Origin of the sequence: Pseudomonas sp. AAC (genome assembly GCF_000725445.1) — a bacterium.
Lineage (GTDB): Bacteria > Pseudomonadota > Gammaproteobacteria > Pseudomonadales > Pseudomonadaceae > Pseudomonas > Pseudomonas citronellolis.
Genome location: NZ_KL647099.1, coordinates 447,233 through 455,516, shown reverse-complemented (window position 1 = coordinate 455,516; position 8,284 = coordinate 447,233). Strand labels below are relative to the sequence as shown.

Genomic DNA, 8,284 nt, shown 5'->3' with positions numbered 1-8,284 from the left:
CGGGATGAACCTCCCCCCGCCGCAGGATCTCGCCCTCGGGCGTGGCCTCGGCGGTGGCGCTGGGCAGGTCGGCATCCTGCAGGCCGACGCTGACCACCGCCATCGGCTTGACGAAGTTGAACAGGACGTCCTCGCTGGGCGCGGCCCACAGCGGGGCGCAGGCGAGGCTCAGGCTGAACAGCAGGGGCAGATGCCAACGGAGTAAACGCATGCAACCTTGTCCTTGGGGTGGCGCCGGACGCCACCGGGATTTGCGACCTGGGACGGCGCGCCGTCCCCTGTTACGGATGCCGCGCCTTAGGCGATCTCGCGGCGGAACGGCGGCAGCGCGTTGAGGATGGCCTTGCCGTAGCGCTGCGTCACCACACGGCGGTCCAGCAGGCTGATGGTGCCGCGGTCCTGCTCGGTGCGCAGCAGGCGCCCGCAGGCCTGCACCAGGCGCAGCGAGGCGTCGGGCACGGCGATCTCCATGAAGGGGTTGCCGCCGCGCGCCTCGATCCACTCCGAGAGCGCCGCTTCCACCGGGTCGTCCGGCACCGCGAAGGGAATCTTGGCGATCACCACGTGCTCGCAGTAGGCCCCCGGCAGGTCGACGCCCTCGGCGAAGCTGGCCAGGCCGAAGAGCACGCTGGGCTCGCCGTCGTCGACGCGGGCCTTGTGCTTGTTGAGGGTCTCCAGCTTGGACAGGTTGCCCTGGATCAGCACGCGCTTGCGCCAGTCGCGCTCCAGGCCATCGAACACGTCCTGCATCTGCCGCCGCGAGGCGAACAGCACCAGGGTGCCGCGGGCGCCCTCGACCATGGCCGGCAGCTCGCGGACGATAGCCGCGGTGTGGGCGGCGGCGTCGCGCGGGTCGGCCTTCAGGTCCGGCACCCGCAGTAGGCCGGCATCGGCGTGGTGGAAGGGGCTGGGCACCACGGCGGTGACCGCCGCGCGCGGCAGGCCGGCGCGCATGCGGTAGCGGTCGAAGGTGCCCAGGGCGGTCAGGGTGGCGGAGGTCACCAGCACGCCGTAGGCCACGTTCCACAGGTTGCGGCGCAGGGTCTCGGCGGCGAGGATCGGGCTGGCGTTGGCTTCGATGTCGTAGAAGCTGCCGCTCTCGGCGAGGGTCAGCCAGCGCGCCATGGGCGGGCTGTCCTGCGGGTCCTCGCAGGTGAAGGCGGTCCACAGTTCCCAGTTGCCCTGGGCGCGCGACAGCAGGCTGCCGAACAGCGGGTACCACTCCTCGGCCTGGTAGCTGGCGACACCGGCGGTGCCCTCGCCGTCCATGGCCTGCTTGAGCAGTTCGGTGAGGCGGGTGAAGAGGTCGGTGAGTTTGGAAAAACCCTTCTTCAGCTCGATGCCCATCTCGCGGATGTGCTCGGGGACCACCCCGCCCACGAAGCGGTGGCGCGGGCGCTCGCGGCCTTCCATGTCCTCGCCGGCGCGGAAGTCGCCGATCTCCTCGCAGGCGGTGAACATGAACTGCTGCTGGGTGCGCAGCTCGCGGGCCAGTTCCGGCACCTGCTCGATCAGCCGGCCGAGGTCGCCGGGCAGCGGGTTCTGCGCCAGCAGCTTGGTGAGGTTCTTCTCCACCTGCCCCAACCAGTCGGCGGTGGCGCGCAGGCGGGTGAAGTGGGCGAAGTGGCCGATGGCCTTGTCCGGCAGGTGGTGGCCTTCGTCGAAGACGTAGAGGGTCTCGCGCGGGTCCGGCAGGATGGCGCCGCCGCCCAGGGCCAGGTCGGCCAGCACCAGGTCGTGGTTGGTGACGATGACGTCGACCTTGGTCATGCCCTCGCGCGCCTTGTAGAAGGCGCACTGCTGGAAGTTCGGGCAATGCCGGTTGGTGCACTGGCTGTGGTCGGTGGTCAGCTGCGCCCAGTGGGCGTCCTCGATGGCCTCGGGCCAGGAGTCGCGGTCGCCGTCCCAGCGGTTGCCGGCCAGGCGCTCGATCATCTGGTTGAACAGCTTGCTGCCGCTCTCGTCGACGTCGATGCGGAAGCCTTCTTCCTCGAACAGCTGGGCCGTGGCGTTCTGCGCCTGGCCTTCCTGCAGCAGGTGGTCGAGCTTGGACAGGCACAGGTAGCGGCCGCGGCCCTTGGCCAGGGCGAAGCTGAAGGCCAGGCCGCTGTTGCGCAGCAGGTCGGGCAGGTCCTTGTGGACGATCTGCTCCTGCAGCGCCACCGTGGCGGTGGCGATCACCAGGCGCTTGCCGGCGGCCTTGGCGCAGGCGATGGCGGCCAGGCTGTAGGCCACGGTCTTGCCGGTGCCGGTGCCGGCCTCCACGGCCACCACCGCGGGCTCGCCGCTGCGCTGGCCTTCCTCGTCGGTCTCGATGGTGCCCAGGACCTTGGCCACTTCGGCGATCATCAGGCGCTGGCCGTAGCGCGGCTTGAGTTCCTTGGCTTCCAGGAAGCGCGTATAGGCGCCCTGGATGGTGGCCTTGAGTTCGTTGCTGAGCATGGAATTCCCGGGCATGCGGGACTGTCCATCGGGACATGTCCGGATGCTGGATAAATTTTCAGTGGTAGCAGGGTCTGTTGGCGTTTTGTCACGACCGCGACGGAGCCATTTTTTGCGTGGGGCAAGGCGCGAGGAGAGCGGTTTGGTCATTCCAAATGAACGACGAGTAACGCGGCACCACGCAAAAAAGGGCCCGTCCCTTCGGGTTGCGCGGCAAATGGCGCCATGCGTCGTTGCGGGACTTGCCAAGGGAACGCCATTGCCTGCGTCCCGCGCCTAGCCTGGCGCCATTTGTCGCTGCAACGCGGCTCGCGACAAAACGTCAACAGACCCTGTGGGCCGGCTATGATAGCGCGCTTATTTTCAACCGCCAGCGGAGATCGCCGAATGACCGCCTTTGCCCCCGTCTATGCCCTGCACGTCCTGGCCGCCCTGGTCTGGGTCGGAGGGATGTTCTTCGCCTGGATGATCCTCCGTCCGGCGGCCGTCGCCGCGCTGGATGCGCCGGCTCGGCTGAAGCTGTGGGCCGAGGTGTTCCGGCGCTTCTTCGTGTGGGTCTGGGTGGCGGTGCTGGCGCTGCCGGTGACTGGTATCGGCATGTTGCAGCTGAGTTTCAACGGCGTGGCCGGCGCGCCGCGCTACGTGCAGGTGATGATGGGGCTGTACGTGGCCATGCTGGCGCTGTTCCTGCGGGTGCAGGCGTTGCAGTTGCCGGAGCTGCGCCGCGCCATCGAAGCGTCCGACTGGCCCGCCGGCGGCGCGGCGCTGGGACGCATCCGCCGCACCGTGGGCGGCAACCTGCTGCTGGGCCTGGCGCTGGTGGCGATAGTCGCCGCGCGCCCGCACTGGTGAGCCTTGGCGCGGGCCGCGGGGCCCGCGCCGGTTTCAGTCAGAAACGCACTACAGTCAGAAACGCACTACGTCCAGACGGCCCTGGGCACCGCTGGGGCCGGGCTTGCCGACGCCACCGTCATGGCCGGCCTTGCCGCCGTCCACCGAGTACAGCAGGCAGCCCTTCTCGCCGCTGCGCGCGCCGGCCTTGCCCGGCTTGCCCGGGGCACCGCCGGCGCCGCCTTCCAGGCGCACCTTGACCAGTTCCACGGGGAATTGCTGGGGCACTTCCAGGCGCACCACGCCGCCGGCGCCACCGGTCTGGCCATCGCCGGCGTCCTGGCCGTCGCCGCCCTGTTCCGCGCCGCCCCACAGGCAGCCGCCGCTGCGCGCGTGGGCGCCGTCGAGGCCGTCGTAGCCCGGCGCGCCGACGCCGCCGCGCACGTCGACCAGCAGGTTCTCCACCTGCACGTCCTGCAGGCGCAGGGTCAGGGTGCGGCCGGCGCTGGCCGGGCGATGGAAGCTGCCGGAAGCGCCCTGGGCGGCGATCACGCTGCCATCGGCGAGGTGCCCGCGGGCCACCTCGATGCGCAGCGGCTGCTCGCCGGGGAACACGCCCAGGCGGGCGTTCTTCTGCAGATCGAGTTCGTCGATGTGCAGCACCTTCACCCGCGACGGGATCAGCAGCGCGCCGCCTTCCGCCACGCGGACGCGTTCCAGGCTCAGGGACTCGCCCTTCACCGGCAGGCGCAGCACGGTATTGGCCTCCACCTGCACCGAGGCGGCGCTGGCGGCCTCGATCGGCGCCAGCAGCATCAGGCCCAACAGCAGCTTACGCATGGCCGCCCTCCTTGACCGGTGCCGGCAGCGAGAGGAAATGGAAGATGCCGAACAGCAGGACCTGGATGCGGTCCAGCCAGGGGGACGAACGCCCCTTCAGGCGTGCGCCGAGCGCCAGCAGTTCAAGGATGTGGATCAGCAGGATGAGGCCCCCGGCGACCTTCAGCAGGGTCGCGAACGGATGGGCGAAGGGATGCAGCAGATTGGCCAGCACCGCCAGCCAGAACAACAGGGCAACCAGCTTGCCCAGCCCCACAAAAGCCTTCATGTAGATGCTCCCCCGGTTTCTTGTGCCGGCACCATACTCCGGAGGCGGTGACGATTTCCATAGGCGGCGGAAACACGAAAGGGGCGCAAAGGCCCCTTTCGCTTCAGCACACGCCGGGTGTCACTGGCGCTTGATCAGGATTTCCACGCGACGGTTTTCCGCGCGGCCTTCCTTGGTCTTGTTGTCGGCGACCGGTTTGCTTTCGCCGTAGCCTTCCACCGACTTGATGCTGCTGGCAGGCACGCCGGCATCCACCAGGTAGTTGGCCACCGCGTGGGCGCGGCGATCGGACAGTTTCTGGTTGTAGGCGTCGGTGCCGACGCTGTCGGTGTGGCCGGAGATATCCAGCGTGGTGGTGGAGGCTTCCTCTTTCAGGCGGGTGGCGATGGTGTCGAGCTTGTCCTTGTCACGGTTGTCGATCTTCGACGAGTCGAAGGCGAAGTGCAGGTCCCTGACAACGATGGTCTCTTCCTTCGGCAGCGGTGCCGGAGCCGGTTCGGGAGCCGGTGCGGGCGGCGGCGCCTCGACCACCTTCTCGCCTTCGCCATGCACCCAGCAGTAGGACGCGCCGAGCACGCCACCGATCAGCGCGCCCCAGCCCGCCCAGGCACTGCTTTCGATGGAGCCCAGGCCAGCGCCCCCTACACCACCGACCAATGCGCAGGTCGGCCAGTCGGACTTCTGCAACCCTGCGCAACCGGTGAGCAGCGTGCTTACCAGCAGCAGGGGTAAAGCGGTCCTTTTGATGCTCATATATCAGTCTCTCCTGTGAGATGGGTCTGAACCGACAATTACCGAGTAAAGACGGCGATGCACGAATACGCCAGCACTAGGCCATGAAGGGGTTCACAGGCTAGTCTCTGCGCATTCCGAACGAGAGTTTCCGCACACCGATGATTTCCGATCGCACGCCCCAGCAGGCGCTGGCCGCCCTGCTCGACCGCTACGCCCCGCAACGCCTGCTGCTGGTAGGCGCCAGCGGCATTCCCGCCGTGGAAGCCTTCCGCCAGGCCCACCCCGATTGCCAGGTGCACGGCGCCGCCGCGGGCGAGCTGCCGGCGGAACTGGCGGCGCAGCGTTACGACCTGGCGCTGCTGGCCGACTGCCTGGAACACCTGGAGCGGCGCGCGGCGCTGCAACTGGTCGGCGGCATCCGCAACCTCAACAGCAGCCGCGTCGCCGTGCTGGTCGACCTGGCCGAGGCCGGCGTCGCCGAAATCGACTTCTACGCCCTGGGCATGCAGGCCAGCGAACGCTTCCAGCGCGACGATCAGACACTCACGCTGTTCACCTACGATCTGCGTGAATACAAGCAGGTCCCGGATTGGCTGAACGCCAAGTTCTGGGCCAACCCGGAAAACTTCGGCAAGTACTGGTGGTGACCATGACCGAGCCCTGCTGCCCCTGTGGAAGCGGCCTGTCCCTGGCGGACTGCTGCGGCCGCCTGCACGCCGGCCAGCCGGCGCCCACCGCCGAGGCGCTGATGCGTTCGCGCTACAGCGCCTACGCCCTGGGCCTGGTGGACTACCTGCGCGACACCACGCTGCCGGCCCAACAGCCCGGCCTGGACCTGGAGGCCATCCGCGCCTGGAGCCTGGGCAGCACCTGGCTGGGCCTGGAGGTGGAAAGCCACGAGGTGCTCGGCGGCACGCCCGAGCATGCCCGCGTCACCTTCACCGCGCGCTGGCACGACGCCAACGGCGAGCACAGCCACCGCGAATGCTCCGGCTTCGTCCAGCGCGACGGCCGCTGGTATTTCCTCGACCCGACGGTGCCGCTCAAGCTGGGCCGCAACGATCCCTGCCCGTGCGGCGCCGGCGGCAAGCTGAAGAAATGCTGCGGGCCGTGGATCGGTTGACACGGCGGACGCACCGGGGCGTGCCTCGTAGGATGGGTTGAGCGAAGCGATACCCATGCGGCCATGGTGATGGGTATCGCAAGCTCAACCCATCCTACGTCAGCGTTTCTCTTGCACCGGTAGCCAGCGGCCTTCCGGCGGGCGTGGATAGCAAAGGATTCATTGCCACCAAAAAGGGACACCTCATGCACCCATTGGGTGCACCGGGCCCATCGGCTAGAATGCGCGCTTTTCCGCGGGCCCCGCCATGCTGCTGACCACCCTCTACATCATCGCCATCATCGCCGAGGCCATGACCGGCGCGCTTTCGGCCGGGCGCCGCAGCATGGACCTGTTCGGCGTGGTGCTGGTGGCCTGCGTCACCGCCCTGGGCGGCGGCTCGATGCGCGACATGCTGCTGGGGCACTACCCGCTGACCTGGGTGCGCCACCCGGAATACCTGGCGCTCACCGCCGGCGCCGCGCTGGTCACGGTGTTCATCGCGCCGCTGATGCGCCACCTGCGCTCGCTGTTCCTGGTGCTCGACGCCATCGGCCTGGTGGCCTTCACCCTGATCGGCTGCCAGGTCGGCCTGGAGATGGGCCACAGCCTGCTGATCGCCGCGGTCAGCGGGGTGATCACCGGGGTGTTCGGCGGCATCCTGCGCGACATCTTCTGCAACGACGTGCCGCTGATCTTCCGCCGCGAGCTGTACGCCAGCGTGTCCTTCGCCAGCGCCTGGTGCTACCTGATCTGCATCCAGCTGGAGCTGCCCAACGAGCAGGCCATGCTGATCACCCTGTTCGCCGGCTTCCTGTTCCGCCTGCTGGCGATCCGTTTCCACTGGGAAATGCCCAAGTTCGTCTACAAGGACGATCCCCAGCAGAACGGCTGAGCGCTCAGTCGGCCAGCTTCAGATGGCTGGTGTCGGGCGCCGGCGCGGCGGGGTCCGCCTTTGCCTGGCCCATGTCGCTGCCCACCGGCGCCAGGCTGAACTGGCTGAGGTCGACCTGCGGCGCACGCGGCTCGGCCTTGTCGTCCTGCAGGTCGGCGCCCACCGGGGCCAGGCCGAAGTCCGGCGCGTCCACCTCGGCGAAGGCCGCCATGTACTCGTCGCGCGGGGCCACCTTCAGCCGTCCCGGCATAGCCGCGGCCGGTGCCGGGGTAGGAGCGGGTTCGGCGGCGGGCGGCGGGGCCAGTTCGATCTCCTCCACCGCGGGGGCCATGTCCACCACCTCGACGCGCGCGCCGGCCCGTTCCAGAGCGGCGCGGTACTTGTCGGCGGCGGTGGCGTCGAGGTTATTCTTCAGCACCAGGCGGCGGCCGGAAAACAGCAGGGCGATGCGTTGCGCATCGGCCTGGAACAGCTTGGCCAGGTTGGCCTTCACCGCTTCCGGATCGGCGCCTGGAAGCGTCTGACCGGAAAAGACGATTTCGTAACGGCTCATCCATCACACTCCTGTGTTCTCCCGTCTGCCGACGGGCGGCCCAGTATGGGACAACTTCTTTTAACGCAACAACAACTTGCGGCCAAGCAGCCGCTTGGTACACTGGGACGTCTTGGGGGATTGAAATGAATTATCAGGCGCAAACGATAAGAATTATCAGCCTAGTCTGGATTTTCGCGCTCCTCTCCGGTTGCAGCTGGATGACCGGTAGCTTCGAAAGCCCCGACGTGAAGCTGATGAAAGTGGACGTGGTGAAAGCCCGCCTGCTAGAGCAACAGTTCACACTGCACTTCCGTATCGACAACCCGAACGACTTCAGCCTGCCGGTGCGCGGCCTGGCCTACAAGGTCAAGCTGAACGACGTCGACCTGGCCGAAGGCGAATCCAGCGTCTGGTTCACCGTGCCCGCCAACGGCCGGCAGTTCTTCGAGGTACCGGTGCAGACCAACCTCTGGCGGCACATGAAGTACATCGTCAAGCTGCTGGAAGACCCGGACAAGCCGATCCGCTACAGCCTCGAAGGCGACGTGAAGACCGGCCTGCTGTTCGGCCGCACCGTGCATATCGCGCGCAATGGCGAGATAATCCCCGGCGATTTCATCCCGGAGTGAGGCACCC

At 68.0% G+C, this 8,284-nt stretch carries 11 protein-coding genes; 5 read left to right on the top strand and 6 right to left on the bottom strand.

Going from position 1 to position 8,284, the window contains the following annotated elements; translation table 11 throughout:
* Together FG99_RS32955 and dinG are read right to left on the bottom strand one after the other, a co-directional pair.
* The coding region (locus FG99_RS32955) for a hypothetical protein (protein WP_371263882.1) at nt 1-211 on the bottom strand (211 nt) is incomplete at its 3' end.
* A gap of 86 nt (nt 212-297) precedes the next feature.
* Entirely contained in the window at nt 298-2,442 is a 2,145-nt protein-coding gene (gene dinG / locus FG99_RS23355) for an ATP-dependent DNA helicase DinG (protein WP_009620679.1), read from the bottom strand.
* A gap of 387 nt (nt 2,443-2,829) precedes the next feature.
* Between dinG and FG99_RS23350 the strand changes: the two genes are divergently transcribed.
* Nucleotides 2,830-3,294, top strand: coding sequence for a CopD family protein (locus tag FG99_RS23350; protein ID WP_043272514.1), 465 nt, complete (start codon nt 2,830-2,832; stop codon nt 3,292-3,294).
* Nucleotides 3,295-3,348: 54 nt separating this feature from the next.
* Here FG99_RS23350 and FG99_RS23345 read toward each other — a convergent pair whose 3' ends face one another.
* The 3 genes from FG99_RS23345 to FG99_RS23335 all read right to left on the bottom strand — a co-directional run bounded on the left by FG99_RS23345 (nt 3,349) and on the right by FG99_RS23335 (nt 5,134).
* Nucleotides 3,349-4,113 (bottom strand): hypothetical protein, encoded by a 765-nt coding sequence (locus FG99_RS23345; protein WP_043272513.1) that lies wholly within the window; start codon nt 4,111-4,113, stop codon nt 3,349-3,351.
* Nucleotides 4,106-4,381, bottom strand: a complete 276-nt coding sequence (locus tag FG99_RS23340; protein WP_043272512.1) for a DUF1145 domain-containing protein — start codon at nt 4,379-4,381, stop codon at nt 4,106-4,108. Before FG99_RS23340 ends, FG99_RS23345 begins: the two co-directional genes overlap by 8 nt.
* A 120-nt stretch (nt 4,382-4,501) precedes the next feature.
* Nucleotides 4,502-5,134 carry an OmpA family protein gene (locus FG99_RS23335; protein ID WP_009620687.1) on the bottom strand — a complete coding sequence of 211 codons (633 nt, stop codon included), beginning with the start codon at nt 5,132-5,134 and terminating at the stop codon, nt 4,502-4,504.
* 140 nt (nt 5,135-5,274) lie between these two features.
* On the opposite strand from FG99_RS23335, the gene FG99_RS23330 reads away from it, so the two are divergent.
* From FG99_RS23330 to FG99_RS23320, 3 genes are all read left to right on the top strand, one after another.
* A complete protein-coding gene (locus FG99_RS23330) occupies nt 5,275-5,763 on the top strand; it encodes a DUF6231 family protein (protein WP_009620689.1) in 489 nt (162 codons plus the stop codon).
* A 2-nt stretch (nt 5,764-5,765) separates the two neighbouring features.
* Complete coding sequence (locus FG99_RS23325; protein WP_043272511.1) at nt 5,766-6,239, top strand: YchJ family protein; 474 nt, start codon at nt 5,766-5,768, stop codon at nt 6,237-6,239.
* Between the two features lie 247 nt (nt 6,240-6,486).
* Nucleotides 6,487-7,113 (top strand): trimeric intracellular cation channel family protein, encoded by a 627-nt coding sequence (locus FG99_RS23320; protein WP_009620693.1) that lies wholly within the window; start codon nt 6,487-6,489, stop codon nt 7,111-7,113.
* A 4-nt stretch (nt 7,114-7,117) separates the two neighbouring features.
* Here FG99_RS23320 and FG99_RS23315 read toward each other — a convergent pair whose 3' ends face one another.
* Complete coding sequence (locus FG99_RS23315) at nt 7,118-7,666, bottom strand: hypothetical protein (RefSeq protein ID WP_043272510.1); 549 nt, start codon at nt 7,664-7,666, stop codon at nt 7,118-7,120.
* Between the two features lie 125 nt (nt 7,667-7,791).
* On the opposite strand from FG99_RS23315, the gene FG99_RS23310 reads away from it, so the two are divergent.
* Complete coding sequence (locus tag FG99_RS23310; RefSeq protein WP_009620697.1) at nt 7,792-8,277, top strand: LEA/WHy family protein; 486 nt, start codon at nt 7,792-7,794, stop codon at nt 8,275-8,277.
* The last annotated feature ends 7 nt before the right edge of the window (nt 8,278-8,284 follow it).